Origin of the sequence: Amycolatopsis deserti (assembly GCF_014653945.1) — a bacterium.
In the GTDB taxonomy this organism is placed as follows: domain Bacteria; phylum Actinomycetota; class Actinomycetes; order Mycobacteriales; family Pseudonocardiaceae; genus Amycolatopsis_E; species Amycolatopsis_E deserti.
Genome location: NZ_BNAU01000001.1, coordinates 1,368,231 through 1,392,006 on the forward strand (window position 1 = coordinate 1,368,231; position 23,776 = coordinate 1,392,006).

A 23,776-nucleotide genomic window follows, 5' to 3' on the forward strand; every position below is an offset into this window, starting at 1 on the left:
GAGATACGCGATCGCATCCTCGACGTCGCCCTCGAGGTGCTGGGAGACAATCCCGACGCCGGAATGGGCGACATCGCCTCCGCCGCCGGCGTCGTCCGCCGCACGGTCTACGGCCATTTCCCCTCGCGCCTGGACCTGATCCGGACACTCACCGAACGGGCCGTCACCGAGATGACCGCCGTACTCACCGAGATCGACGCGGCGAACGCGGAAGCGGACGCGGCATGGGCCGAATTCGTCGCCCGCATCTGGCCGGTCGCGCACCGGTACCGAGTGCTGCTGGCGCTGCGCCGGGGCGAGTACGGCGAGGCGATCCACGGCCTGCTCGGGCCCGTTGACCAGCTCCTCGCCGACCTGGTGAAACGCGGCCAGGACAGGGAGGTGTTCGCACAGCACCTGCCGGCAGGGACCCTCAGCCAGCTCGCCTACGGCATCGTGTTCGCCATCGCGGACAGCGACCCGACGAACGGCGCCCGAGCAGCGACGATCGCGAGCCTGCTGACGCTGGGAGTTCCCCAGACGCGCGCGACCGCCCTCGCGGCCGAGCAGCCCTGAGCCGCGACACTAGTTTCAAGATCGGTGTTTCCGGCCGGACACGCTGAACGAGGAGATGACCGAGCAGGTGTCTCAGCGTGTGCGGGCTGCCTTGAGGATCCGTAGCACGCTGGCCCAGTGCCGGTGTGAAATGCCCTTCGGTGGGGTGAAATCCTTGGATGCGTTGCTGGGCAACGGTTTCCGCACGACGGCGTTGCCGGCCATGAGCGCCGGGATGGCGTCGCCGGCCGCCATGCTCAGCGGGTAGTTCCACGGCGAGACGACAACGACCACGCCCTTGGGGTGCCGCGGCTCGGTGGTGTGGTTCAGCACCGGGATCGCGCCGCGGCGGCGTTGGGGCGCGAAACGCAGCAAGATCTTCTCGCGGTCGCCGACGGACGTGGCGGCCCAGGCTGTCTGGGCGTCGCGAGCGCGGGCGAACGCCGCGTCGACGTCAGCCGGCGTCGCGACCGGCAGGTCGGCCAGTGGGTCGCCGGTGTGCGGGGCTGTGGTGGTGACGTGTTCGGCGTCGGGCGCCGCCGTGACCCGGGCAGCCAGTCGCCGGTGCCGGAAATGCTGACAGGTACGGCGATGGGTGTGCCGGTCGAGTGGCCGGCCGGAACTGGTGTTGACCCGGCCCGCGGGTGCCCGCCCGGTTTCGTTGCGGGCGGGCACCGGCGCGAACCGGGGTGGTTGCTACTGCAGCGCGGTCTTGAGGGCGTCGATCGCCAGGTGGCGGGCGACGTTGGCGGCGCGGGTGTCGCGCAGGCTGTCCAGGAGCATGGTGACCGGGTACAGCAGGACCTGGGCTTTGAGGTCGATGCCGCCGCGTTCCTTGTTCATCAGCGCGAACACCGCCGACATGCAGCCGCCGACCGATTCGCCGGTCACCGCGATGCGGCTGGTGTCCAGGCCGTGCTCGGCGCCGTGCCGCAGTACCCATTGGCCCACCGCGTAGTTCTGCTCGACCTGGGTGGGGTAGCGCTTCTCCGGCGCGCGGTCGTAGACCGGGAAGACACCGCGGCGCCGGCGCCGACGGCGAGTTCGCGGAAGAGCCGGTCTGGGTCTTGTCGTCGCCGAAGACCCAGCCAGCGCCGTGGATGTAGAACACCACCGGCAGCGGCCCGGTCGAGCCCTTGGGGCGGATGATGCGGGTACGGACCGTGCCCCACTGCCCGGCGTCCACGTCGACCCACTCCTCGTCGACGTCCGGGCGTGGCACGCCGTCGCCGCTTTGCAGGTCGAGCAGGATCTTGCGGCCCTGCTCCGGAGGAACATCGTAGATCCGCGGGTGCGGATCGGTCGGCTCGGCCAGTTCCGTCGCGGCCGGTTCGAGGTAGGGGGTGATGGGAGGCGGGAGCTGGGGCATCGTTGTCCCCTGTTCCTGCGTGGCGTTCGGTTTCGCCTCGCAGGTTCCGTGCGCTGCTGGGATCACTCCTTTCCCGAGAGGTCGTCGATGATGCGGCGCGCGAGCGCGGCCGAGGAGCCGGGGTTCTGTCCGGTGTAGACGTTGCGGTCGACGACGACCTTGGACTTCAGGGGCAGGCCCGCGGTGTAGTCCGCGCCGGCCTGCTTGAGGCGGTCTTCCAGCAACCACTTGGCTTTCCAGGCGAACGGGTTGAGCCGTCTGGCCGGTTCCCTCACGCCGATCATCGCCATCGCCCTCTACCGGCAGTTCGGCACCGGCTACGCGATCGGCGCCTACCTGGCGGTGATGGGTGCGATCTCGCTGGTGGCGACGTTGCTGGCGAAGGAAACCAAGTCGGTCGACCTCGCCGAGGTCGGCCAGACCGGCGAGCCCGCCGGCGCCGCGGAACCCGTGCGCCCGTAGCGGAGGCCGCGCGACGAGGCGGACGCCGGTCTACGCCACCTCGGCGAAGTGCGGGCGCCGCCTCGTCGTGCTCACCGTCGCGCGAGTCCGTGCGCGACCCTCTGCCGAGACTGCGGCAACGCGCGCGCCGGCCTGCGGCACGGGGCCAGAGCAGGGACTTCTCCGCCGGGGCCGCATCCCCCGCCGCCGCGGAACCTTCGGCCGTACCGTTCACCGCGCCTTCTGCACGATCCAGAACTCCTCCGGCGGGCGCTTCTACAAGGTGTTCAAAATGAGCCCGTCGAGTTCATCACTTTCTGCCCGTCACGACACGTTCCACAAGGAGCCGCACTCGCGGTCGGCCGCGCCCCAGGCCCGCGGATGTCTGGTTTCTGACGGATATCACGGCGAGGTGGTGGACGACATCGCTACCCGCCACAACGCGGGTTGATCAGCATTGACGGCATGACGAAGCAGACCACCCCGACCGACCCCGACGCCCGCGAGAAGCTGCACATCGCCCAGGTGCTGCTCGGCGGCTACGCGGCCGTGAGCGTGCTGACCCTGCTGGCGATCGTGGTCTTCAGCGGCAACCCCGGCATCGTCACCGATGCGGTGTGGGTCCGTGGCTCGATCCTCGCCGTCGCCTCGCTGATCACCTTCGCGCTCGGTGTGTCCATGGCCAAGGGTTCCCGGAGCAGCTACCGCAGGGTGCGGATCATCGCGCTGGCCCAGGTGGTGGCCATCGTCGTGATCGAGTGCGTTCCCGGCGCCTTCCCGGTCTGGTTCAAGATCGAGAACGGGGTGTGCGGAACGCTGCTGATCATCGTCGTCCTGCTGACCTTCGCCCGGACCGTGCGCACTACGTTCGCGGCCCGGTGACCACAGCATCCGCGAAAGCCGGCCCGGCTGTCGGTACGGTCGTCGACGTGGAGGAATCGCGTGGCAACGACGAGTGGCGCCGGCTGCTGCTCTCGCTGGGCATGCTCTGCTATCCGTTCCTGGCAGCCGCAGGCGTCGCCCAGTACACGCGCGGCGCCGGTCTCGTCGTCGGCTACCTGCTGCTGGTGGCCGTCTCCGCGTGCTACCTGGGCATCGTGGTGGCCTCGATGCGATCGGCGTGGCGGATCTACTGGTGGTTGCTGACAGGAATGACGGTGCTGGCGGTGCTGGTCGCGCCGCTGGCCCACGAGAACGTGCTGATCCTCGCCGCGGTGATCGTCCCGTCGGCAGCGGCGCGCGTCAACGGCCGAACGGCGGTGGCTCTCGTGGTTCTGGGCGCCGCGGCGTGCGTCGTGGTGCCGATGACGGTGCCCGGCTGGAGCACCGACCCCGCCGGGTACTACGCGGTGGCCGTCGTGTTCACCGCGCTGCTGGTCCACGCCTTCAGCCGCACCGCGACGGCCAACCAGCAGCTGCGCGAGGCGAGAGCGGAAGTGGCCAGGCTGGCCTCGGAGGCCGAGCGCAACCGGATCGCCCGGGACCTGCACGACCTGCTCGGCCACTCACTCACCGCCATCACCGTGAAGAGCGGTCTGGCCCGGCGCCTGGCCGCCGGCGCGCCCCCCGCGGCGCTGGCCGAGATGGAATCGGTGGAGCGGCTGGCCCGCCGGACGCTGGCCGACGTCCGGGCCGCGGTATCCGGATACCAGGACGTCACGCTCGCCGGCGAGCTCGCCCGCGGCCGGGAACTGCTGCGGGCGGCCGGGGTCACCGCCGACCTGCCCACCGCCTACGACGCGGTGCCGCCGGAGCGGCAGGAACTGTTCGGCTGGGTCCTGCGGGAAGGCGTGACGAACGTGGTGCGGCACGCGCGGGCCAACCGGTGCACCGTCGAGCTGACCGCGACCTCCGTCGAGGTGCGCGACGACGGGCTCGGCGGCCCGGCCGGCGCCGGGTCCGGGCTGACCGGCCTGCGCGCCAGAGTGGCCGCGGCCGGTGGAGTGCTGACCGCGGGCCCGACCCCGCCCCGCGGGTGGTCGCTGCGGGTGGAGGCACCGGCGTGACGATCCGGCTGCTGCTGGCCGACGACCAGGAACTGATCCGGCAGGCCCTGCGCGTCCTGCTCGACCTGGAGCCGGACTTCGAGGTCGTGGCATCGGTCGGCCGCGGCGACGAGGTGACGGCCACCGCTCTGGAGCACCGCCCCGACGTCGCGCTGCTGGACATCGACATGCCCGGGCTGGACGGGCTCGCGGCCGCCGCCGTGCTCACCGCGCAGGTGCCCGGCTGCCGCGTGATCATCCTGACCACCTTCGGCCGCACCGGCTACCTGCGCCGGGCCATGGAGGCGGGCGCGGCCGGGTTCGTGGTCAAGGACGCCCCGGCCGACACGCTCGCCGACGCCATCCGGCGGGTGGCGGCCGGGGAACGGGTGGTGGACCCGGCGCTGGCCGCGGCCACCCTGGCCGCAGGCGAGTCGCCACTGACCGCCCGCGAACGCGACGTGCTCATCGCCGCCCGTTCCGGCGCCACCGTGGCCGAGATCGCGGCCCGGCTGTACCTCGCCGAGGGCACCGTGCGGAACTACCTGTCCGGAGCCACGACCAAAACCGGTACCCGCAACCGGATGGAGGCCCTGCGGGTAGCCGACGAGCGCGGCTGGCTGTAGTCGCTGCCGCATCGGCGCCGAGCGACTCGGACATTGCGACTCGCCTGACGAGTGCCTGTCCACCGGTCTGCCACGACGCGTGACCGCGAAGACTCCAGCGCGGTCTGTGCCGCGCTGGGGGCGGAGCCATCGGGAACAATGGCGGCATGCGCGAGATCGTCATCAGTGATGGATCCATCCGGCTCGGTCAGTTCCTCAAGCTCGCCAACGTGGTCGAGTCCGGGGCCGGTGCCCGGTCGCTCCTGGAGAGCGGGGACGTCCAGGTCAACGGCGAGGTCGAGAACCGCCGGGGACGGCAGCTCCAGCGCGGCGACGTCGTGGCCGTCGGCGGCGCCGAGCTGCGCGTGGGATAGGTGGCGCACAGGGGCCGCCGGCCCTGCGTCGCGGAAGGATCGGAGCCGGGAGCTGGAACGCCCCGGTTGCGCACCAGCGAGCCGCCGAGGGCACCTTCGCGGCAGGATCGCCCTGACGACCGCATGAGCACGCAGGCCGCCCCGGACTGGGGCACCGCAGCCCGATCAGGTTCATCCCGGGCCGCCGGGCGGCCGTGTCACCCACCAGCACGACCCGGCTCCCGATGCCGGAGTCGCCGGCACCCGGCGGCGGTGGAAGCCGCTGTCACAGGGCTGATCCCGCCCGGCTCGCCGCGGCGGTATCGACATCCGCCGCGGGGCGGCTCCGGTTCTTCCGGCCCCGCAGGGCGACAGAGAAAGACAGCACCGCCATGACGGCCGCTCCCGCCCACATCGCGTGCTGCCATCCGGCCACAAAGGACTCGCGGGCGGCGTGGACGATCTGTGCCGCGTGCGAGCCGGCGCTGCCCGAGACCTCGACCGCGTTGGCGACGCCTTCCCTGGCCACGTCCGCCGTCTCCCGGGGGCACACCGGACAGCATGCCGTCGCTGGACCGAAGTTCACCGGCCGCGTCCGCGACGTACTGCTCCGGGCATTCCCACGCACGGAAACTGCCCACCGCGGGGCTCTTCGACCCACGACCGGTTGAGGGCCCGAGCGGCAGAGCCGGTCAGGGGATGACGACGATCTTCCCGTGAACGTGTCCGGCGGCCTGCAATGCGACGGCCTCGCGGATCCGGTCGAGACGGAACGACGCCCCGATCGGCACGGTGAGGCCCGCGGCGACCGCGTCGGTGATGCGCTGCAGCGCGCCCGGTCCGGCGGCGAAGGCGCCGGTCGCGTGCACACCGGGGAGGCGGCGTTCCGTGGCGACGGTCGAGATTCGGGCCGGCGGCACGCCCAGCGCGAGGGCGGCCTCGGCCGTCTCCGTGCCGTTCAGGTCGATCGCGGCGGTGATGCCGCCCGGGGCGAGCGCGCGGACCCGGTGCGCGAGACCGGAACCATAGGTGGCCGGTATCGCGCCGAGCCGCTCCAGGAAGTCGAAGGTTCCCGGTGACCCGGTCCCGATCACGGTCGCCCCGGCCAGCTGGGCGAGCTGCACGGTGAGGACGCCCACGCCGCCGGCAGCCCCGCCGACGAGGACGGTGTCGGCCGGCTCGAGGCGAACCGCGTCGAGGGCGGCGACCGCGGTGAGACCGGGCGTCGGCAACGCCGCGGCGGTGGCGTCGTCGATGCCATCGGGGATGCGTAGCAGCACGTTCGGTGGTGTCACCGGCACGCGGACCACGACGTAGTCGGCGACGGCCGCGGCGAGCACGCCGCCGTACACGCGGTCACCTTCGGCGAACTCGGTGACGCCGTACCCGACCTCGTCCACGACACCGGCCAGATCACAGCCGAACCCGGATGGCCCGGTGATCCCGAACCTGGCCGCGTGCCGGGCGGAACCGGCGATCTGCCAGTCCATCGGATTCAGCCCGGCCGCCCGGACGGCGACGCGGATCTCGCCGGGACCGGCATGGGGTTCGGGGACCTCGCGCACCCGAAGCACTTCCGGACCGCCGAACCCATCGCGGACAACGGTCCGGCTCATGCCGCGGTTTCCGATCCGGTGAGCGCCTGCTTGATGATCCGCCCGTACAGCCGCACCGATGCCGACCGGGGAAGCAGGTACTTCCCCGCCAGGTCGGCGAGGTTGTTGCTCAGACCGGGGATGACGTGAGCCCGTCGGCCGAGGTTCGCCAGCGCCGTGCTCGCGACCCGGGCGGGGTCCATCTTGCGCCCGCCGAGCTTGCGGAAGTCGATTCCGATCGCGTTGTCCAGACCCTCGGTCTGCGTCGGTCCCGGCGAGACGACCAGGACGTCGACGCCGTGCTCCTTCCACTCGTGGTTCAGCGCCTGCCCGAGCGACAGCACGTAGGCCTTCACCGCGGCGTAGTTGGCCTGGTAGGGCACCGGGCTGGTGGCGAGGCTCGACGACACCAGGATCAGGGCCCCGCGACCGCGGCGGACGAACTCCCGCCCGAACCGGTGCGCCAGCTGCAGGGGCAGCGCCCCGTCGAGGGCGAGGACGTCCAGCTCGTCGGACAGTTCGTTCGCCACGAACGGTCCGGCGTGGAAGATCCCGGCGTTCGCGACGACGATCCCGATGTCGAGGTCGCTGGTCTGTCGCGCCAGGTCTTGGACAGCGCCGTCGGCGAGGAGGTCGAGCGCGACAGCCTTGCTCTCGACGCCGTGCGCGCGCGAAAGCTCCGCGGCCAGCGCCTCGAGGCGGTCCTTCCGGCGCGCCACCAGGACGACGTTCACGCCCGCGGCGGCCAGCTGCCGCGCGAACTGCTCGCCGATCCCGGACGACGCTCCGGTGACGACCGCGTAGGCACCGTAGGTGCGCAGGTCCTTCATGGTGATTCCTGTCTGTTCGGGGGACGCCGCGATTTCCGTGCAAGCGTTCCAGAAGTCGTCCGCGACTCTAGGACTTCTTGAACGCAGAGTCAAGAAGTCCTAGACTGGCGGCATGGCGAGGACAGGGCGGCCGAGAGGATTCGACCCGGCGGAAGCGGTGGCGACAGCGCGGGACATCTTCTGGGCGTCCGGCTACGGCGGGACCTCGATCCAGGCGATCGTGGACGGCGTGGGTCTCGAGCGCGGGAGCCTGTACGCGGCGTTCGGCGACAAGCGCGCGCTGTACTTCGAAACGGTGAAGCTGTACTGGGCCGAGTACGAAAAGACGCTCCGGTCAGCGCTCACGCAGATCCCGCTGCTGCCCGCGTTGCGTGAGGTCCTGGTGATGCCCGCCCAACTCGGGACCGTGGCATCCGACCCGCACGCCCCGCACGGCTGCATGATGGGCAACACCGTCGCCGAGCTCGTCCCCCATGACGCCGAGGCCACCGCCCTCGTCACCGACGCGTTCGCCCAGTTCGTCGAGTTGCTGATCGAGCCGCTCCGGCAAGCCCAGCAGCGCGGGGAGGTCAGCACGGCTTCCACACCGGAGGCGCAGGCACGGCTCCTGCTCGTCCTGGCTCAAGGAACCTCGCTCCTGACGCGCGCCGGAACCGACCCGGCAGCCGCCACAGCGGCGATCGACGCCGCCTTCGCGGGCCTGCGCGCGGAGGCCGGCTAGGTGTACTTGGTCGTTAGGTTGGTGGGTGGGTGGCCGTCGAGTGCGTTGTGGCGGGGTTGAGTGTTGTAGTGCTCGAGCCAGGGGGTAAGTGCGGCGGCTCGTTCGGTGTTCACGTCCAGGTGCACTCGCTCGCCCGGGGTATCGCGCTCATACCGCACCGCAGTGGTCTTGCTGGCCCGGATGACCTGCCCGGTGAGTGGGTCCAGCGCCGACAGCCAGTCCGGACCCCGACGCTCCCGCCGCCGCAGCTCGACGATCTGCCGCTCAGTCCCGGCACTGGTCCGCCGCGGTGAGGAACGGGGACGCGAGGACCGGTCGTGCAAGCCGGCTTCGCCCTCGCCGGCGTGCCGGTCCAGCCAGGTCTTCACGCACTTGCGTGAAATGCCCATCGCCTTCGCGATATGCGCCTGTGGCCACTCCTCACGATGCCGCTGAATGATCAGCAACCTGCCCAAGAACGTCGTGCGGGCATGACGGTGTGACACGAGAGCCTCCGGCCTGGCGTGAGTCCTAGACAAGCCCCACCCCAACCGGAGGCTCTCCCCACGTCAACACCAACCAGCCCCTACCAACGTCCCGGCCAAGTACAGCTAGCCGGGTCCGAACGCCGCCCGGTGCGCCGCGACACAGGGCGACGGGAGGTCCTCCGGGACGACGACGCTGCCGGTGATCGTCGCCGGGGGCTCGAGCGGGATCGCTCGCACCCGGGTGGAGCGGATCTCGGCCACCTGATCGGCCGGCAGCACCGTCCAGCTGCGCGGATCGGAGCCGACCTCGACGATCGTGTCCCCCACCGTGCCCGCGCGGTGCCCCGGCGCCACCAGTGCCGCCGCCTCCCGCAGTGCGGCTTCCACCGACGGATCGTGGTCCTGGGAAGTCCGGAAGGGACCACCGGCCAGCTCGGCCACGCCGACGGCCGCACGACCGGCGGCGGGGTGCCGCGCGGACACGACCGCGAACAGGGACTCCGTCCACGTCGGCAGGACCCGCAGACCGGGCGCCGAACGCACTCCCCGCACCAGCGCCAGATCGATCTCCCCCTGCCGCAGGGCGTTCAGGCGCGCGGGCACCGGCAGATCGACGAGCACCACGTCGAACGCCGGGGCCTGCTCCCGCAGCACGTCGATCCCCCGCTCCAGGCGGGCGGTGAACTGGCCGGTGCCGGTGCCGATGCGCATCACTCCCCCACGGGGGCTCGCCGCGCCCCGGACCCGGTCGGCGGCCGCGAGCGCCTCCCGCGCCGCGTCGAGCACCCGGTGCCCGGCCTCGGTGAGCCGCACCCGCCGCGGCGACCGGTCGAACAACCGGACCCCCAGCTCACGTTCCAGCCGCGCGACCTGCCTGCTGACCGCGGGCTGGGCGATGTGCAGCCGCTCGGCGGCCCGGCCGAAGTGCAGCTCGTCGGCGACCGTGACGAAGTACCGCAACGCCCGTAACTCCACCGGCCCTCCCTGCGACGATGCCTCCAGGTTATCGCTGCGCGTCAGCCGTGGTGCTGGTTCCCCGCGGGCCGTCGTGCTGGAGTCGGGGCATGAGCATCGATCCCGGCCTCCTCGGCGCCCATCTGCGCGAGCACGAAGTGAACCCGGCAGCCGCGGCGCGAGTCGAACGAGCCGGCTACGGCACCCTCTGGCTCGACGCCTCACCGCCGGCCGACCTCGCCCTCGCGGAGGAGCTCCTCGACGCGACCACCCGGATGGTCGTCGGCACCAGCGTGGTGAACGTCTGGACCGCCGACGCGGACACCGTGGCCGCCTCCTACCACCGCATCGAAGCCCGCCACCCGGGCCGGTTCCTGCTCGGCGTGGGCGTCGGGCACCGCGAGGTCCACACCGAGTACGCCTCGCCGTACGACACACTGGCGTCCTATTTGGACCGGCTCGCCGCCGACGGCGTCCCGGCCGGACGGACAGTGGTGGCCGCGCTCGGGCCGAAGATGCTGCGCCTGGCCCGCGACCGCACCGCCGGCGCCGTCCCGGGCATGGTGACGCCCGAGCACACCCGCCAGGCTCGCGACATCCTGGGCACGGGGAAACTGCTGCTGCCCGGCCACTTCGCGCTCACCGAGCCGGACGCCGAGCGGGCACGCGCGATCGCCCGGTCCGCGCCACCCGGGACGGCGCTGGGCATCACCAACTACGCGAACAACCTCCGGCGTCTCGGCTACACCGACGACGATCTCGCCCACACCGGAAGCGACCGCCTCATCGACGCGCTCGTCGCCCACGGCGATCCAGCCACCGTCGCGACGAAGCTGCTGGCCCACCGGGACGCCGGCGCCGACCACGTCGGCGTCTACCCCCTCGGCGACGACCCGATCGCCACGCTGCTCGCGGTCGCCGAAGCGGTGCACGCCGTCAAGGCCGGGTGAGGCCGGCGGACTCGGTTGCGCACGGACCCGCGAGGCTCGAGCCGTCGGCGCGGCCGGCCGGGGTACCGCGCGTCGCCTCATGCGGCAACGGCCTGGCGGCTGGACAGCCGCTGGACGTGGTCGCGGACCTGGGCCGCCTCCCACAGCGGCACGCGCGCCGCGACGTAGCCGTCGGGGCGCACCAGGACCACCGTGTCGGGGCCGGCGCCGAACCGTGCGGCCGCCGTGCCCCGGGGGTCGAGGATCGCCCCGGTGCCGATCCGGTGGACGTGCACGTCGGCGGACAGTCCGGCGAACGACTCCGTGCTGTTCAGGTGATCGCTGAACACCAGCATCGTCCAGTGCGGCCCGCGGAACAGGTCGAACGTGCTGCCGGCAAATCCCGGGCCCCGAAGCCCCGCGACGTACGGAGCCCGGTCTGCCCGGCTGCCGTCGAGCGACACCGAACTGGCCGGGTAGCCGATGGCGAGGCCGGTCGTGACCTCGCCGCCCATGCCGGCGAGTCCCTTGTTCACGCCGTCGGCTCCGTCGGCGGCCATGGCCAAGAACGTGCGCATCCTGATGCGCGATCGGAGCGCACCTCGCTGACGACGCGGAGATCACCACGCGGGATCAGCTGGAAGAAGCGCTCATCGGGTTCGCCGTCGAACTCGGCACGACGATGATCGCCTCCGCCGAATACGCCGCCGCGTTCGCCCTCGTCGCGCAGCAGCGGTGGCGGTCACCCGGAACGGCGGACGAGGTTTCCACGCGTGCGCCGCAGGCAGCCCTGGCCGAACGCATCGCCCACTTCGCCGGAGAGGGCCTGCTCGAAGCGTCCGACGCCGGCATGGCGGCCGCCCACCTGGCCGCGCTCACCATCCTGCTGGCCTACGACGACCAGCCCGATCCCGCGAACGTCGAAACCGGCCGGATACGGCACATCATGACCGAAGGTGTCCGCACCTTCATGCGGGCCTACGCGAAACCGCGGTAGGCGCCCAGCCGGACGGGGCGGCCCTGGGCAGGGAAGTCGTGGAAATCCACCGGGATCGCCGCCTCAGCGATGACCGGCTCCGCCGGGACGAAGAACGCGCGCAGATCACCCGGAGCAGGCCGTTGCCGGCGAGCACTGCACCAGCCTGGTGTCGCGCGGCCGCAGCGAAATCAGTCACGAGGATCCCGAGAGCGCGGTCCGGCTGACCTTTCACCACCCTGTTCTCGACGCTCGTCCTCCGCACCGCCTAAGGACCGGCCCTTCGTCACGAACCCCTTGGCCGACGAGGACTTCCTGTCAAGACGGTGAACGGCGCACGGCGGTTGCTGATCCCGATCGCGCTGTAACAGGTGCTACATTCGTACATGTGACGGACTCGAAGCCGGTTCGCTGGCTGGTGCTGGTGGTGCGGATCCCGGCCTCGCCCTCGCGGCACCGCGTCGCGGTGTGGCGGGAGTTGCGGCGGGTCGGGGCGTTGTCGCTGGGCCAGGGGACGTGGGCGGTGCCCGACGTGCCGGGTTTCGCCGACGGGGTCTCACGCGTGCGCGAGCTCGCCCGGCGCGGCGACGGCGAGGTGGTCGTGTTGGACGCCGCGGGACGCGGTGAGCAGGACGGGGCCCGCCTGGCGGAGCTGTTCACCGCCGAGCGCCAGGAGGAGTGGGCGGAGTTCCTCGCCGACTGCGGCAAGTTCGAGGCCGAGATCGACAAGGAGGTCCGCACCCGCAAGTTCACGCTGGCCGAGCTCGAGGAGGAGGAGCAGAGCCTGGAGCGGCTGCGCCGGTGGCACCGCGACCTCAGGGCCCGCGACGTGTTCGGCGCCCCGCTCGCCGCCGAGGCCGACCAGCGGCTCGCCGGCTGCGCCGCCCGGCTGGCGGACTACACCGAAAAGGTCTTCGAGGCCCTGCACCAGATGTGAGAAGGCGGCCATGGACACCCGGCTCTTCCTGAGCATCGACGACTTCGCCCGCGCGACTCCGTGGTTGCACGGCGTCGTGACGGTCTACGCCACCTACGGGCTCGCGGTGTTCGCGGCGCTGATGCTGGCCGGCTGGTGGACGGCCCGGCGACGGGCGTCCGTGGCGACGATGGCGGCCGCGATCTGGACGCCGCTGGGCATGCTCGCCGCGCTCGGGGTGAACCAGCCGCTCGCCGGCCTGGTCGGCGAGCCCCGCCCCTACACCGCGATCCCGGGCATCCTGGTGCTGGCGCACCGCAGCACCGATCCCTCGTTCCCCAGCGACCACGCGGTGATGGCCGGCGCGGTGACCGCGGGGTTGTTCCTCGTGCACCGGCGCCTCGGCCTGCTCGCCGCCGCCGCGGCGATCGTGATGGCTTTCTCGCGGGTCTACATCGCCGCGCACTACCCCCGGGACGTCCTGGCCGGTCTGGTGCTGGGCGCCGTGGTGACGCTTCTCGGGTTCCTGCTCGTGCGCCGTCCGCTGGAGTGGCTGCTGCGCGCGGCCGAACGCTCGCCCCTGCGGCCGTTCGTGACGGCGGTCCGGTGACCGGCGGGCCGGGCACCGCGGTCGGGCGTGCGCCGTGGCCGCTCTACGCCGCCGGATTCGTCACCGCGTTCGGCGCGCACAGCATCGCGGCCGGCCTGGGCGCCTACACGCACGAGCAGCACGCGTCCCTGCTCACGCTCGGGATCGTGCTCGCCGTCTACGACGGAGCCGAGGTCGTGCTCAAACCGGTGTTCGGGTCGCTGGCCGACCGGATCGGCCCGCGTCCGGTGCTGCTGGGCGGACTGGTGGCGTTCGCGGTGGCCTCCGCCGCGTTCGTGGTGGCCGGGAATCCCGCGCTGGTCGCGTTGACGCGACTGGGGCAGGGCGCCGCCGCGGCGGCCTTCTCCCCCGCCGCCGGGGCGCTGGTCGCCCGGCTGTCCCCGGCGGCGCGGCAGGGCCGGGCGTTCGGCGGATACGGCGCCTGGAAGGGCCTGGGCTACACCCTCGGACCGGTGCTGGGTGGGGTGCTGATCACGGTCGGCGGGTTCGGGCTGCTGTTCGGGGTGCTCGCCGGGCTCGCCGTGCTGGCCGCGGTGTGGGCGGCGCTGGCCGTTCCGGCGGTGCCGCCGTTGCCGCGGGAGCGCCAGACGGTGGTCGACCTGGCGCGGCGGCTGGGCCGGGCCAGTTTCCTCGGCCCGACCGCGACGCTGGCCGCGGCGACCGGGGCGCTGGCCGTGGGTGTGGGTTTCCTGCCGGTGACCGGGGCGGCGGCCGGGCTCGGCCCGCTGGCGACCGGGGCGGCGGTGTCGGTGCTGGCGGTGTGTTCGGCGCTGGTGCAGCCCTGGGCCGGACGCGCCCGGGACGCCGGCCGCCTCCGCGACCGGACGGGCATGGCCCTCGGTCTCGGGGCGACGGCGGCGGGCCTGACCGTCGCGGCACTGGTGCCCGGCCTGGGCGGTGTGCTCGGCGCGGCGGTGGTCATCGGCACCGGCGTCGGGCTCGCCACCCCGCTCGGGTTCGCGCACCTGGCCGCCACCACCCCACCGGAACGACTCGGCCAGACCATGGGCGCCGCCGAGGTGGGCCGCGAACTCGGCGACGCGGGCGCCCCGCTCCTGGTCGGGGCCGTGGCCGTGGCGTCCTCGCTCGGCGGCGGACTGATCGCCCTGGCCGCGGTCGTGGCCCTCATGGGCGGCCTGGTGGGCGCGAACCGCCGCACCGCGCACGGGGAAGGCCGGTCATGAGCGTGAGATCGGCGGCCGGGGTCCTCGCCTACGCCGGGTCGCCGGCGCTGCGGACGTGGCAGCGAGTGGCGCTCGCCGCCGTACCAGCGGCCGGAGAGCGTGCTGCTGGGCGACTTCTACCGGGGCAACCCGGTGCACCCGGACCTCGTGGCCGCCGACGAACGGAACTGGCTCCTGGCCGGGATCGTCCACAACGGACAGCACCTGAGGGGGCTGCTGGGCGACGAGTACCACCGGGTCGACCCCGCGGCCGATCGAGATCCTGTTCCACTCCCCCGTCACCTGCGGGGGCGAACCGGATTCATCCTGCCCGGTTTGACGGGCCGGAGCCCGGATCTTACGTTTGAAGCGGGACACCGAAGTCCCCGAGCGTCGCGAGCAGGCGCGGAGGGCGCCATGACCATCGATGAGCGTCCACCCGGGCGCGGCGACCTCGGCACCGGCCGGAGGTACCGGCGTGGTGCGCGCCCCGCTCGTCCTCCGCTGGCAATCGCCGGCGGCATGATCGGCCCGCGGAACCCAGGAGACCTGGCGCGCCGCGCCGGACAGCAGCTCTTCGTCGCGCCGGGACACCGGCCGGCCTCCGCGCCGGGGCAGGCGGTGCCCTGATTGGACGATCCGCGCCCGGCCGCGCGGCCGCCGGAGGTGATGCCGCTGGGGCGGCATCCCCGGGACTTGGTCGTCCTGCTGACCGCCACGGCGGGCGTCGTGCTGTGCGCACTGGGCGCGCGGCGGCCGGCCAACCCGGTCGAGATCGCGATCTACCAGCAGTTCCAGAGCATCCCCGCCGGATCGACCGTGGTGTGGCGCGTGCTGGACTGGGCGGGTGGCTGGGCGGGCGCCGCCGTGGTCACCGCCGTCGCGCTCTACGTCAAGCGGGTCCGGCTCGCCCTCCAGTGCGCCGGGGCCGCCCTGCTGGCGTGGGGTCTCGAACTGGCCGTGCACTCGTGGTCCGGTTCTCGCGCTGTGCCGCCGGCGCTGGAGGCGGCACTGGGCTTGCGGTTGCCCGGGCCCGGCGGGTTCGTCTTCCCGGCTTCGCACGCCGCGGTGGCGGCGGCTGTGGTGTCCGTCGCGGCTCCCTACCTGAAGCGGCGGGGCCGGCCCGTGGCGTGGGCCGTGGTGGTGCTGGTCGCGGCCGCGGGGGTGTACCTCGGCCACATCCTGCCGCTCGGCGCGCTGGCCGGGGTGTTCCTCGGCTGGGGTACCGGCGCGCTGTTCCACCTCGCCTTCGGAGCGCCGGGCAGGCAGACCTCGGCGGCCGCCGTGGCCCTGGCGCTGGCCGAGGCCGGGCTCGCGGCGGTGGACGTCGTCCCGGTGCGGGGGCACGCGCTGGGCCCGCTCGAGTTCGTCGCGACGACGGCGGAGGGCGACCGGCTGCGGGTCGAGGTGGTGCGCCGCCTGCATCGGCGGGCCGGGCCGGGGTACCGGATCCGGCGCATGCTCGCCTCCCTCGAGACCGAGGACGAGCCGCGCCTGTCCGGCACCTACCACGAAGCCGAGCACGAAGCGCTCGTGACGTTGCTCGCGCAGCACAGCGGCGTGCCCGTGCCGCCGGTGGTACTGGCTTGCCAGGCCCCGGACGGCGCGTCGTTGCTGGTGCGGCACCAGATCGACGGCACGCGGCTCACCCGGCTCGCCCCGGGCGAGATCGACGACACGCTGCTCGAGGGCGTCTGGTCCGCCGTCGGCAAGCTCGGCGACAGCCGCATCGCCCACCACGACCTGCGCGCGAAGAACGTGCTCGTCGACGCGCGAAGGCGGTCGTGGCTGCTGAACCTCACCTTCGGCAAGGCCGGCGCCGCGGACAACCGGATCGCCCAGGACCTCGCCGAGGCTCTGGTCTCGATCACGTCGGTCGCCGGGATCGACCGGGCCGTGGACACGGCGGCACGCGTGCTCCCCGCCGCCCGGCTCGAAGCCGCGCTGGCGTATCTGCAGCCGCTCGCGCTGCCGCGCCGGATCCGCCGGCAGATCGGCAACGACCGCTACCTCCTGACCGACCTGCGGGAGACCCTCGCCGAGCGGATCGGCCGGCCGATCCCGACGTTCCGCTCGCCGCTGCGCCCCGGCACCCTGATCGGGCTGGTGCTGTTCGGGGCCGCCGTCTACACGCTGCTGCCGCAGCTGGCGAACCTGCGCGCGGTGGGCGAATCGCTGGGCCGGGCCGACTGGCTGTGGCTGGCCGTGACCGTGCTGACCGGGCTGCTCGCCATCGTGGCGGCCGCGGTGTCGATGCTCGGGGCGAGCTCGTCGCCGCTCCCGTTCTGGCGCGCCACCCTGGTGCAGCTGGGCGCCGCGTTCACGGGCCGGACGACACCGGGCGGGGTGGGGTTCTTCGGCATCAACATCGCCTTCATGGAGCGGCTGGGCATCCGGCGGTCCCAGGCGGTCGGGGTCGCGATGCTCAACATCGCCGCCACCGGGGTCCTCGGCGGGATCTGGTCGGTGGCCGGGGCGCTCGGTCTCGGCACCGCGGGGTTGCTGAGCGGTATCCGGGTCCCGCACGGGTGGCCGGTGGTGGCTGCCGCCGCCGGGCTGGTGGTGGTCGCGGGGGTCGTGCTGGGGTCGGGGTTCGGGCGGCGCAAGTTCGTCCGGCCCGCCCTGCGGGTCGCCAGGGACCTCGGCACCACCTTGCGGCAGCCCCGGCGAGCGGCGCAGCTGTGGGGCGGCGCCGCCGCCTACCTCGCCGTGTCCGGAGCCGGCCTCGCGACGAGCCTGGCCGCCTTCGGCGACACGGCGCCGCTCGCGGCGGTGCTCACGGTGTTCGTCATCGGGCACACCTTCGGGCACATCATCCCGACTCCGGGCGGTATCGGCGCCGTCGAGTCGCTGACGGTCACCGGTCTCACCGCGCTGGGCACCCCACCCACGACCGCGGTGCTGGCCGTCCTCACCTCCCGGGTGCTGACCTACTGGCTGCCGATCCTGCCCGGGATCGCCGCGTTCCGGTACCTCCAGCACCAGGGCACGATCTGAGGGCCGGCTCGCCCGTCAGCGGGTCCGCCGCCGGAACCGCTTCGCACGGGGGCCGTGCGGGCGTAGCTTGGGCTTCGTCGCGAACCTCTCGGACTCACTCGGGAGCCGGCATGGATCGCTCCACCACCGCGCGTGCGGGCGCGCTCGATCGCGAGGTAGTCGTCACCGGGCTCGTCGTCGTGTGCGGGCTCATCATGGTGGTGTTCGACACCACGATCGTCAACGTCGCGCTGGAGACCGTGAGCAGGCAACTCGGCGCCGGCCTGTCCACCGCCCAGTGGATGGTCACCGGATACCTGCTCGCGGTGGGCCTGGTCATCCCGCTCACCGGATGGGCCATGGACCGCTTCGGGACCAAGCCGGTGTGGATCCTGTCGGTGGTGCTGTTCGCGGCGGGTTCGGCGCTGTGCGCCGCCGCCTGGTCGATCGAGAGCCTGATCGCGTTCCGCGTGGTGCAGGGCCTCGGTGGCGGGATGCTGTTGCCGGGCGGGCAGACGATCATCACGCGGGCCGCGGGGCCGGAACGGCTGGGTCGCGCGATGGCGATCCTCGGGGTGCCGATGCTGCTCGGCCCGGTCTTCGGCCCGGTGCTCGGCGGCCTGCTGGTCGAGTACACCAGCTGGCACTGGATCTTCCTCGTCAACGTGCCGGTGGCGGTGTGCGCGGTCGGGCTGGCGGCGTGGAAGCTGCCCGGCGGTGGCGAGGTGGAGCACCCCGGCCGGATCGACGTGCGCGGTCTCGTCCTGTTGTCCGGGAGTCTCGTCGTGCTGCTCTACGGCCTGTCGCGGGCGAGCTCGCAGGGCGGTTTCGGGCACTGGAATGTGATCGCCTGGCTCATCGCCGGCGGCGCCGGTCTCGCGCTGTACACGTGGCACAGCCTGGGCCGGGGTCCCGCCGCATTGATCGACGTGCGACTGTTCGCCAACCGGTTCTTCACCGCCGGCGCGGTGACGATCTTCCTGGTGGCCGTGGCGCTGTTCGGGGGCCTGCTCCTGCTGCCCCTGTACTACCAGACCGTCCGTGGTGAAGGCGCCCTGACCGCGGGCCTGCTGCTCGCGCCGCAAGGACTCGGCGCGATGGTGGCGATGCCGCTCGCGGGGAAGCTGACCGACCGGGTCGGGGCGGGTTTCGTCGTGCCGGTGGGCATCGTGCTGGCGCTGCTGGGCACCGCGCCGCTGGCTCAGGTCGGCACCGCCACCTCGTACGCGTGGCTGAGCGCGGTCCTGTTCGTGCGCGGCCTCGGGCTGGGTTCGGTGATGATGCCGACCTTCGCCGCCGCCTACGCGAAACTCGACGCCAGGGCCGTGTCCCGGGCGGCGCCCACGCTGTCGGCCATCCAGCAGGTCGGGGCTTCGCTCGGCAGCGCGCTGCTGGTGACCGCGCTGACCCAGCATCTCACCGGCGGGCTCGCTGCCCGCGGCATCCCGGCCGCCGGCCCGGGCCCGATCACGTCGATGCCACCGGCGGCGAGGGCGACCGTGGGCCCGATCCTGGCCGAGTCGTTCGGTTTCGCGTTCTGGGTCGCGTTCGGCATGACCGCGGTCCTGATCTTCCCCGCGCTCCTGCTCCCCCGCCGCGCCAAACGGAGCTCCGCCGCCTGAACGAACCAGTCGCCGCTCGTGGACGGCGCCGCGCCCGCTCGCCCAGCAGGAGGGCGGCCGCGGCGCGAGCACGCCCTCCTGCGCTCGATCGGGACCGAGCTCAGAGGCGGAGTGCCTCCTTCGCCCCGGCGGTGGGACCGAATTGCTCGGTGAAGCGGCCGGTGAACAGGTCGGCGCCCTTGTACTGCCGGACGATGTCGGACGTGACGACCGACGGGCCCTCCGGTGAGGGCAGCTGGCCGACCCCGCCCCGCGAGCCGAGCGGGAGCAGGATCATCGGGAACGGCAGCGGCCGGTAGGTCTCGCTGGCCCGCTCGCCACGCAACTGTGCGGTGATGTTCTTCGCCACGACCTCGGCGTGCTGCATCGCGTACCCGGCCATTTTCGCTTCCGGCACGTCGGTGATGTCGCCGACGGCGTAGACGTGGTCGTACCCCGTCACGTTGAGGGTGTCGGTGACCCGGACCGCGCCCTCCGGGGTGCGGGTGGTCAGCTTGCCGTCGGCGAGGTAGTCGCTGTTGACGTTCGAGCCGAACGCGCGGAACCAGATGTCGGCGGTGATCCGGTCCCCGCCGGTGGTGGTGACGGTGAACGTCCCGGCCTCACCGGGCTGGTTCGCCGGCGGGGCGGCCAGTCCGGTGCCCAGCCGCACCTCGACGCCCAGTTCCGTGAGCTGGCGCCGCAGATCGGCACGCACCTCCGGCTGAAAACCGGGCAGGAGCTGCTCGGCCGGGGCGACGACGGTCACCTGCTTGTGCGGCCAGGCTTCCTTGATCTCCCCCGCCAGTTCCAGGCCGACCGGGCCGGCGCCCAGGATGAGCACCCGGTCGGAGCCGGCCAGCTCCTCGTGGGTCCGGCGGAAGTCGTGCAACGCCTCGCCGACGGAGTCCGCGGCGGGGTGGGCCGGGTAGGCGTAGCGGGAACCGGTGGCCAGAACCAGGTAGTCCGCCGCGACCCGGCGGCCCGAGGCCAGGGTGACGCCCTCGGGGTCGACCGAGACCGCGCGGTCCCGGATCACCGTGGCGCGGGTGAGCATCGTGTCGAAGGGGAAGAACATGTTGCCCGCCCAGTCGGGCTGAGCCACCGCCCGCAACGACCCGGCGACGTTGACGAACGCGTCCCGAGGCTCGACGAGGACGACGTCGGCCTCCCCTTCGAGCGCCTTGGCGACCGAGGCGCCCCCATACCCTCCACCGATGACCACGACGGTACGACTCATGCTTTCACATCCCTCAGCCGGTCTTTCAGTTCGCACTACGAACCATATTAGTTCGTGGTACGAACTGCAATGGTCGGCTCTGTGAGCTGGGCCATAGCGGGCTTGTCGGAGCTACAGGTCTGGACCACCGGAGGTGGCGCATCACAACGCTGAGCGTTCGCGGCTTCCTTCCGCCGTCGGCACCGCGGCGGGCAGTACCCCGCCTCGTCGTGCTCCCGTACCCGGCGGCTTGACCTGCGCGCTTCGACGATCTTCGTGACACCACCCCGCCAGCACCCGGGCCTAGATTGACACCGCTGTTTGTCCTTGGTCGCAACAAAAACCCCTGGAGGGTGTGGATGCGCAAGCATTGGAGACCGGCGATCACCGGCGCGATACTGGCTCTGGGACTGGCTTTGCTGCCGACGCCGCCCGCGTCGGCGGCTTCGGCCGATGGTTCCTGGTCGGTCACGCCGGTGGACGGCGGTTACCGGATCACGCTGACGCTCGACAAGCGGCTTCCGGCGCGGGACGCGTCGCCGGAGCTCGCGGTCGACGGCCGGTCGCTCGGTGAGGCACAGGAGTCCCGGGACGGCCGCACGCTCACCCTGGTGACCACCGATCCCGCCGCGGCGCACCCGTCGTCGGTGCGGGTGGCGTGGCAGGGCGTGGTGCCCGGCACGACCCCGCGCAGCGCCACCGCCCCCACCGCCGCGACCGACGTGCCCGCCGGGACGCCGATCACGTCCGCTCCCGAGGCCGCGGGACACTACGGCGTCACCCGCGCCGACTACGACTTCGGTGACACCGCGCTCCAGCTGTCCGGGTTGACCGGCGTGCCGGTCGAGGAGCGGGCAGCGGTGTGGGTGCCGGTCGGCGCGTCCGGCAAACGGCCGGTGGTGGTGTTCCTGCACGGCCGCGAGGACGCCTGCTACGACCCGGACTCCGGCACGCTCGACAACGCGAACTGGCCCTGCGTCAACGGCCTCGAGCCGATGCCCAGCTACCTCGGCTACGCCCGGTCGGCCGAAGTCCTGGCCAGCCAGGGTTACGTGGTGGTGTCGGTCAGCGCGAACGCGATCGGCGCCTTCGACCAGACCACGGCCTCGCCCGACCGCGGTGGCCTGGCCCGCGGCCAGCTGGTGATGGCACACCTCGACCTGCTCGCCAAGGCCGACGCCGGCACCGCTGCCGGAATGAGCCCCGTGCTCAAGGGCAAGCTCGATCTCGGCAACGTCGGCCTGATGGGCCACTCCCGCGGCGGCGACGGCGTGGTCCGCGCCGCACTGCTCAACGCCGCCCGCCCCACCCCGTACGGGATCCGGGGCGTGCTTCCGATCGCCCCGATCGACCGGACCCGCCCCGCACTGACCGACGTGCCGATGGCCGTGCTGCTGCCCTACTGCGACGGCGACGTCTCGAACCAGGAAGGCCAGCACTTCTTCGAGGACTCGCGGTACACGAGCGGCACGGACTCCGCACTGAAGGCGTCGTTGCTCATGATGGGCGCCAACCACAACTACTTCAACTCCGTGTGGACACAGGTGTACGGCGACGACTGGGACGTCTACGTCGACCCGGGCGACCCGGCCTGTGGCAGCAGCGTGGCGGGCAACACCCGGCTCACCGTGGACGAGCAGCGGGCGGCCGGCGTCGCCTACACCGCCGCCTTCTTCCGCATGACCCTCGGCCGGGAAAGCGCTTTCCTGCCGATGTTCCAGTCCGGCTCCGGCAGCGCGGTCCAGGTCGGCGCGGCGACGGTGCTGCAGGCGACGCAGTCCCCCGCCGCGCAACGGCTCGACGTCGCCCCGCTGCAGGCGGCAGCTGGGAACGTCGCGTTCTCCGGCAAGGTGCTCGGCCAGTACTGCGCGAGCATCGCCGGCGCCTCCCCGCAGAGCGGCCTGCCCTCGTGCAGCGACTCCACCGCCACCAGCCGCTTCCCGTCGTTCACCCCGGTGACCCACACCACGAACGTGCCCGCCACTCCGATGCTGCACCTGACCTGGGCCAACGGGGGCCAGATGACGGCCGCCCTGCCGTCCGGCCGCTACGACGTCAGCCGGTACGGCGCACTGACCCTGCGGGCGGCGCCGGACGCGGGCAACATCGCCGCGGATCTGCAGCTCACCGTCGTGGACGGCGCCGGCAGGACGCAGTCCACCACGGTCTCGGCCCTGAGCGACGCGCTCTCCCCGCTGCCGGCGGGGAACCAGGACCTGCTGCCGAAGACGTGGCTGCGCACCGTGCGCTGGCCGGTCGCCGCGATGACCTTGGTGGACACGACCGACATCCGGCAGATCCGGATCACGACGGCGACCGCCACCGGCGGGGTGCTCCTGTCCGACCTCGCGTTCACCACGCCGTCCGTCGGCACGGGCGCGCCGACCAAGCTGCCGCAACTGTCCGTCACCGACACGACGGCCGACGAGGACGCCGGCAACGCGACGGTCGCCGTGCGGCTGTCCAAGGCGAGCAGCCTGCCGGTGACCGTGCACCTCCAGGCCAGGACCGGTGCCGGCACCCACATCACCGCGGCGGCGCAGAAGGTCACGATTCCCGCCGGGCAGACCACCGCCACGGTGACCATCCCGATCCAGGACAACTCGACGGTGGACGCCAGCGCCGACACCCCGTACCAAGTCGTGCTCGGCTACCCCACCAACGCCGTAACCGGCAAGAACACCGCCTACGTCACCATCCACGACGACGAGGCATGATTTCCGGCGCCGGGGGTTTCACGCGCACGAGCGAAACCCCCGGCGCTGCCGGCTCGCCAGGTTCTGTTTCCGGCCAGGTCGAACCCGGTTCGCAATGAGGTCGCGGTCTGGACCTCGGCGTCGACGATGCGCGAGACCCGACCCGGCTGCCGCCGAGGTGACGCTGGACCCGATGCGGGCCCGGTCGCTCGCCGAACTGGCCGAGCCGGCCTCGGCGACGATGCTGGCCTCCCGGAAAGGATCTCGTCGCGGCGGGCGCGGCGAGTACCACCTCGGGCAGCCGGTGTGCCGGCACCTCGATGACCACGAACACGCCGCCCGCAGAACGTGTCGATCCCGGTGGCGTCGCCGTTCCTGAGAGCGGCCTCAGCCTTCATTTCAACGCCCGTGGAAATCTGGCACACTGAGCCTCATGACCACTCGGACTCGACGGCCACCGGCCTTCGCCCAAGCGTTCAACAAGATCGCGGCCCGGCTCGCGGGTCGCCGGCTGGTGCCGCTCTGGGCTCTGGTGCAGCACCGCGGACGCAAATCGGGCAGGGCGTACCGGACCCCGATCGCGATCGTCGGCTCCACGGCGGACTCGGTCTACATCGGACTGCCCTGGGGTCGCCACACCGACTGGGTCCGCAACCTCCACGCCGGCGGCGGCACGCTCGTCTGGAAGGGACGGACGTTCGCCGTCACCGAGCCCGCCTTCGCCGGCAAGGACGAGGTGCTGGCCGGCACCTCGGGCCTGCGCCGCCAACTCGCCCGACGGTGGCCGCTGCAGGACTACCTGCGCCTGACGGTGCGGCCGGCCGGGCGATGACCGC

At 72.6% G+C, this 23,776-nt stretch carries 26 protein-coding genes and 2 pseudogenes; 18 read left to right on the forward strand and 10 right to left on the reverse strand.

What is annotated here, in order from left to right; translation table 11 throughout:
- Positions 1-15 precede the first annotated feature (15 nt).
- Positions 16-555 (forward strand): TetR/AcrR family transcriptional regulator, encoded by a 540-nt coding sequence (locus IE290_RS06670; RefSeq protein WP_268246325.1) that lies wholly within the window; start codon positions 16-18, stop codon positions 553-555.
- Between the two features lie 72 nt (positions 556-627).
- Here IE290_RS06670 and IE290_RS06675 read toward each other — a convergent pair whose 3' ends face one another.
- From IE290_RS06675 to IE290_RS06685, 3 genes are all read right to left on the reverse strand, one after another.
- On the reverse strand, positions 628-1,209 hold the full coding sequence (locus tag IE290_RS06675; protein ID WP_229874259.1) for an aldehyde dehydrogenase family protein: 582 nt from the start codon (positions 1,207-1,209) through the stop codon (positions 628-630).
- 21 nt (positions 1,210-1,230) lie between these two features.
- The gene (locus IE290_RS06680; RefSeq protein WP_229874260.1) at positions 1,231-1,812 is read right to left on the reverse strand and encodes an alpha/beta hydrolase; all 582 of its coding nucleotides are present in this window, start codon (positions 1,810-1,812) and stop codon (positions 1,231-1,233) included.
- Positions 1,813-1,965: 153 nt separating this feature from the next.
- Complete coding sequence (locus IE290_RS06685) at positions 1,966-2,127, reverse strand: type 1 glutamine amidotransferase family protein (protein ID WP_191243549.1); 162 nt, start codon at positions 2,125-2,127, stop codon at positions 1,966-1,968.
- 25 nt (positions 2,128-2,152) lie between these two features.
- Between IE290_RS06685 and IE290_RS06690 the strand changes: the two genes are divergently transcribed.
- From IE290_RS06690 to IE290_RS06710, 5 genes are all read left to right on the forward strand, one after another.
- The gene (locus tag IE290_RS06690) at positions 2,153-2,365 is read left to right on the forward strand and encodes a hypothetical protein (protein WP_229874261.1); all 213 of its coding nucleotides are present in this window, start codon (positions 2,153-2,155) and stop codon (positions 2,363-2,365) included.
- Positions 2,366-2,809: 444 nt separating this feature from the next.
- A complete protein-coding gene (locus IE290_RS06695) occupies positions 2,810-3,226 on the forward strand; it encodes a hypothetical protein (RefSeq protein WP_191243550.1) in 417 nt (138 codons plus the stop codon).
- Positions 3,227-3,273: 47 nt separating this feature from the next.
- Positions 3,274-4,350 (forward strand): sensor histidine kinase, encoded by a 1,077-nt coding sequence (locus IE290_RS06700; protein WP_191243551.1) that lies wholly within the window; start codon positions 3,274-3,276, stop codon positions 4,348-4,350.
- Positions 4,347-4,955 carry a response regulator transcription factor gene (locus tag IE290_RS06705; RefSeq protein WP_191243552.1) on the forward strand — a complete coding sequence of 203 codons (609 nt, stop codon included), beginning with the start codon at positions 4,347-4,349 and terminating at the stop codon, positions 4,953-4,955. The genes IE290_RS06700 and IE290_RS06705 overlap by 4 nt, the downstream gene beginning before the upstream one ends.
- Before the next feature lie 146 nt (positions 4,956-5,101).
- Complete coding sequence (locus IE290_RS06710) at positions 5,102-5,308, forward strand: RNA-binding S4 domain-containing protein (protein ID WP_191243553.1); 207 nt, start codon at positions 5,102-5,104, stop codon at positions 5,306-5,308.
- Between the two features lie 265 nt (positions 5,309-5,573).
- Here IE290_RS06710 and IE290_RS06715 read toward each other — a convergent pair whose 3' ends face one another.
- The 3 genes from IE290_RS06715 to IE290_RS06725 all read right to left on the reverse strand — a co-directional run bounded on the left by IE290_RS06715 (position 5,574) and on the right by IE290_RS06725 (position 7,712).
- Complete coding sequence (locus tag IE290_RS06715) at positions 5,574-5,816, reverse strand: hypothetical protein (RefSeq protein ID WP_229874262.1); 243 nt, start codon at positions 5,814-5,816, stop codon at positions 5,574-5,576.
- 163 nt (positions 5,817-5,979) lie between these two features.
- The gene (locus IE290_RS06720; protein WP_191243554.1) at positions 5,980-6,903 is read right to left on the reverse strand and encodes an NADP-dependent oxidoreductase; all 924 of its coding nucleotides are present in this window, start codon (positions 6,901-6,903) and stop codon (positions 5,980-5,982) included.
- Positions 6,900-7,712: an SDR family NAD(P)-dependent oxidoreductase gene (locus IE290_RS06725; RefSeq protein WP_191243555.1), complete on the reverse strand. Its 813-nt coding sequence runs from the start codon at positions 7,710-7,712 to the stop codon at positions 6,900-6,902. The genes IE290_RS06720 and IE290_RS06725 overlap by 4 nt, the downstream gene beginning before the upstream one ends.
- A 112-nt stretch (positions 7,713-7,824) precedes the next feature.
- Between IE290_RS06725 and IE290_RS06730 the strand changes: the two genes are divergently transcribed.
- A complete protein-coding gene (locus tag IE290_RS06730) occupies positions 7,825-8,433 on the forward strand; it encodes a TetR/AcrR family transcriptional regulator (RefSeq protein ID WP_191243556.1) in 609 nt (202 codons plus the stop codon).
- 110 nt (positions 8,434-8,543) lie between these two features.
- On the opposite strand, the pseudogene IE290_RS06735 reads toward IE290_RS06730, so the two are convergent.
- Positions 8,544-8,918: pseudogene (locus tag IE290_RS06735) on the reverse strand (leucine zipper domain-containing protein); the annotation flags it as partial.
- Positions 8,919-9,023: 105 nt separating this feature from the next.
- Complete coding sequence (locus IE290_RS06740; protein ID WP_191243558.1) at positions 9,024-9,875, reverse strand: LysR family transcriptional regulator; 852 nt, start codon at positions 9,873-9,875, stop codon at positions 9,024-9,026.
- A gap of 89 nt (positions 9,876-9,964) precedes the next feature.
- On the opposite strand from IE290_RS06740, the gene IE290_RS06745 reads away from it, so the two are divergent.
- Positions 9,965-10,804, forward strand: a complete 840-nt coding sequence (locus tag IE290_RS06745) for a TIGR03620 family F420-dependent LLM class oxidoreductase (RefSeq protein ID WP_191243559.1) — start codon at positions 9,965-9,967, stop codon at positions 10,802-10,804.
- A gap of 77 nt (positions 10,805-10,881) precedes the next feature.
- Here IE290_RS06745 and IE290_RS06750 read toward each other — a convergent pair whose 3' ends face one another.
- Positions 10,882-11,343 (reverse strand): aromatic-ring hydroxylase C-terminal domain-containing protein, encoded by a 462-nt coding sequence (locus tag IE290_RS06750; RefSeq protein WP_191243560.1) that lies wholly within the window; start codon positions 11,341-11,343, stop codon positions 10,882-10,884.
- A gap of 122 nt (positions 11,344-11,465) precedes the next feature.
- Between IE290_RS06750 and IE290_RS06755 the strand changes: the two genes are divergently transcribed.
- From IE290_RS06755 to IE290_RS06785, 7 genes are all read left to right on the forward strand, one after another.
- Complete coding sequence (locus tag IE290_RS06755; protein WP_191243561.1) at positions 11,466-11,780, forward strand: TetR/AcrR family transcriptional regulator C-terminal domain-containing protein; 315 nt, start codon at positions 11,466-11,468, stop codon at positions 11,778-11,780.
- 367 nt (positions 11,781-12,147) lie between these two features.
- Positions 12,148-12,696 carry a Chromate resistance protein ChrB gene (locus IE290_RS06760; protein ID WP_191243562.1) on the forward strand — a complete coding sequence of 183 codons (549 nt, stop codon included), beginning with the start codon at positions 12,148-12,150 and terminating at the stop codon, positions 12,694-12,696.
- 10 nt (positions 12,697-12,706) lie between these two features.
- A complete protein-coding gene (locus tag IE290_RS06765) occupies positions 12,707-13,285 on the forward strand; it encodes a phosphatase PAP2 family protein (RefSeq protein WP_191243563.1) in 579 nt (192 codons plus the stop codon).
- On the forward strand, positions 13,282-14,469 hold the full coding sequence (locus tag IE290_RS06770; protein ID WP_191243564.1) for an MFS transporter: 1,188 nt from the start codon (positions 13,282-13,284) through the stop codon (positions 14,467-14,469). The genes IE290_RS06765 and IE290_RS06770 overlap by 4 nt, the downstream gene beginning before the upstream one ends.
- Before the next feature lie 99 nt (positions 14,470-14,568).
- A complete protein-coding gene (locus IE290_RS38705; protein ID WP_505606741.1) occupies positions 14,569-15,078 on the forward strand; it encodes a hypothetical protein in 510 nt (169 codons plus the stop codon).
- Positions 15,079-17,445 (forward strand): lysylphosphatidylglycerol synthase domain-containing protein, encoded by a 2,367-nt coding sequence (locus IE290_RS06780; protein ID WP_191243566.1) that lies wholly within the window; start codon positions 15,079-15,081, stop codon positions 17,443-17,445.
- A gap of 110 nt (positions 17,446-17,555) precedes the next feature.
- Complete coding sequence (locus tag IE290_RS06785; protein ID WP_191243567.1) at positions 17,556-19,046, forward strand: DHA2 family efflux MFS transporter permease subunit; 1,491 nt, start codon at positions 17,556-17,558, stop codon at positions 19,044-19,046.
- A gap of 100 nt (positions 19,047-19,146) precedes the next feature.
- Here IE290_RS06785 and IE290_RS06790 read toward each other — a convergent pair whose 3' ends face one another.
- Complete coding sequence (locus IE290_RS06790; protein WP_191243568.1) at positions 19,147-20,265, reverse strand: NAD(P)/FAD-dependent oxidoreductase; 1,119 nt, start codon at positions 20,263-20,265, stop codon at positions 19,147-19,149.
- A 338-nt stretch (positions 20,266-20,603) separates the two neighbouring features.
- Between IE290_RS06790 and IE290_RS06795 the strand changes: the two genes are divergently transcribed.
- The 3 genes and pseudogenes from IE290_RS06795 (at position 20,604) to IE290_RS06800 (ending at position 23,772) form a co-directional block, all read left to right on the forward strand.
- Positions 20,604-22,961 (forward strand): poly(ethylene terephthalate) hydrolase family protein, encoded by a 2,358-nt coding sequence (locus IE290_RS06795; RefSeq protein WP_191243569.1) that lies wholly within the window; start codon positions 20,604-20,606, stop codon positions 22,959-22,961.
- Positions 22,962-23,055: 94 nt separating this feature from the next.
- A pseudogene (locus tag IE290_RS38500) lies at positions 23,056-23,235 on the forward strand (hypothetical protein); the annotation flags it as partial.
- A 138-nt stretch (positions 23,236-23,373) separates the two neighbouring features.
- Positions 23,374-23,772, forward strand: coding sequence for a nitroreductase family deazaflavin-dependent oxidoreductase (locus IE290_RS06800; protein ID WP_191243570.1), 399 nt, complete (start codon positions 23,374-23,376; stop codon positions 23,770-23,772).
- Positions 23,773-23,776: the final 4 nt, after the last annotated feature.

Coding starts and splice junctions, on each gene's coding strand:
- IE290_RS06680 (WP_229874260.1), bottom strand. CDS start 1,812: ATGTTCCTCCGGAGCAGGGCCGCAAGATCCTGCTCGACCTGCAAAGCG.
- IE290_RS06695 (WP_191243550.1), top strand. CDS start 2,810: ATGACGAAGCAGACCACCCCGACCGACCCCGACGCCCGCGAGAAGCTG.
- IE290_RS06710 (WP_191243553.1), top strand. CDS start 5,102: ATGCGCGAGATCGTCATCAGTGATGGATCCATCCGGCTCGGTCAGTTC.
- IE290_RS06720 (WP_191243554.1), bottom strand. CDS start 6,903: ATGAGCCGGACCGTTGTCCGCGATGGGTTCGGCGGTCCGGAAGTGCTT.
- IE290_RS06725 (WP_191243555.1), bottom strand. CDS start 7,712: ATGAAGGACCTGCGCACCTACGGTGCCTACGCGGTCGTCACCGGAGCG.
- IE290_RS06730 (WP_191243556.1), top strand. CDS start 7,825: ATGGCGAGGACAGGGCGGCCGAGAGGATTCGACCCGGCGGAAGCGGTG.
- IE290_RS06745 (WP_191243559.1), top strand. CDS start 9,965: ATGAGCATCGATCCCGGCCTCCTCGGCGCCCATCTGCGCGAGCACGAA.
- IE290_RS06750 (WP_191243560.1), bottom strand. CDS start 11,343: ATGGCCGCCGACGGAGCCGACGGCGTGAACAAGGGACTCGCCGGCATG.
- IE290_RS06755 (WP_191243561.1), top strand. CDS start 11,466: ATGATCGCCTCCGCCGAATACGCCGCCGCGTTCGCCCTCGTCGCGCAG.
- IE290_RS06765 (WP_191243563.1), top strand. CDS start 12,707: ATGGACACCCGGCTCTTCCTGAGCATCGACGACTTCGCCCGCGCGACT.
- IE290_RS06785 (WP_191243567.1), top strand. CDS start 17,556: ATGGATCGCTCCACCACCGCGCGTGCGGGCGCGCTCGATCGCGAGGTA.
- IE290_RS06790 (WP_191243568.1), bottom strand. CDS start 20,265: ATGAGTCGTACCGTCGTGGTCATCGGTGGAGGGTATGGGGGCGCCTCG.
- IE290_RS06795 (WP_191243569.1), top strand. CDS start 20,604: ATGCGCAAGCATTGGAGACCGGCGATCACCGGCGCGATACTGGCTCTG.
- IE290_RS06800 (WP_191243570.1), top strand. CDS start 23,374: ATGACCACTCGGACTCGACGGCCACCGGCCTTCGCCCAAGCGTTCAAC.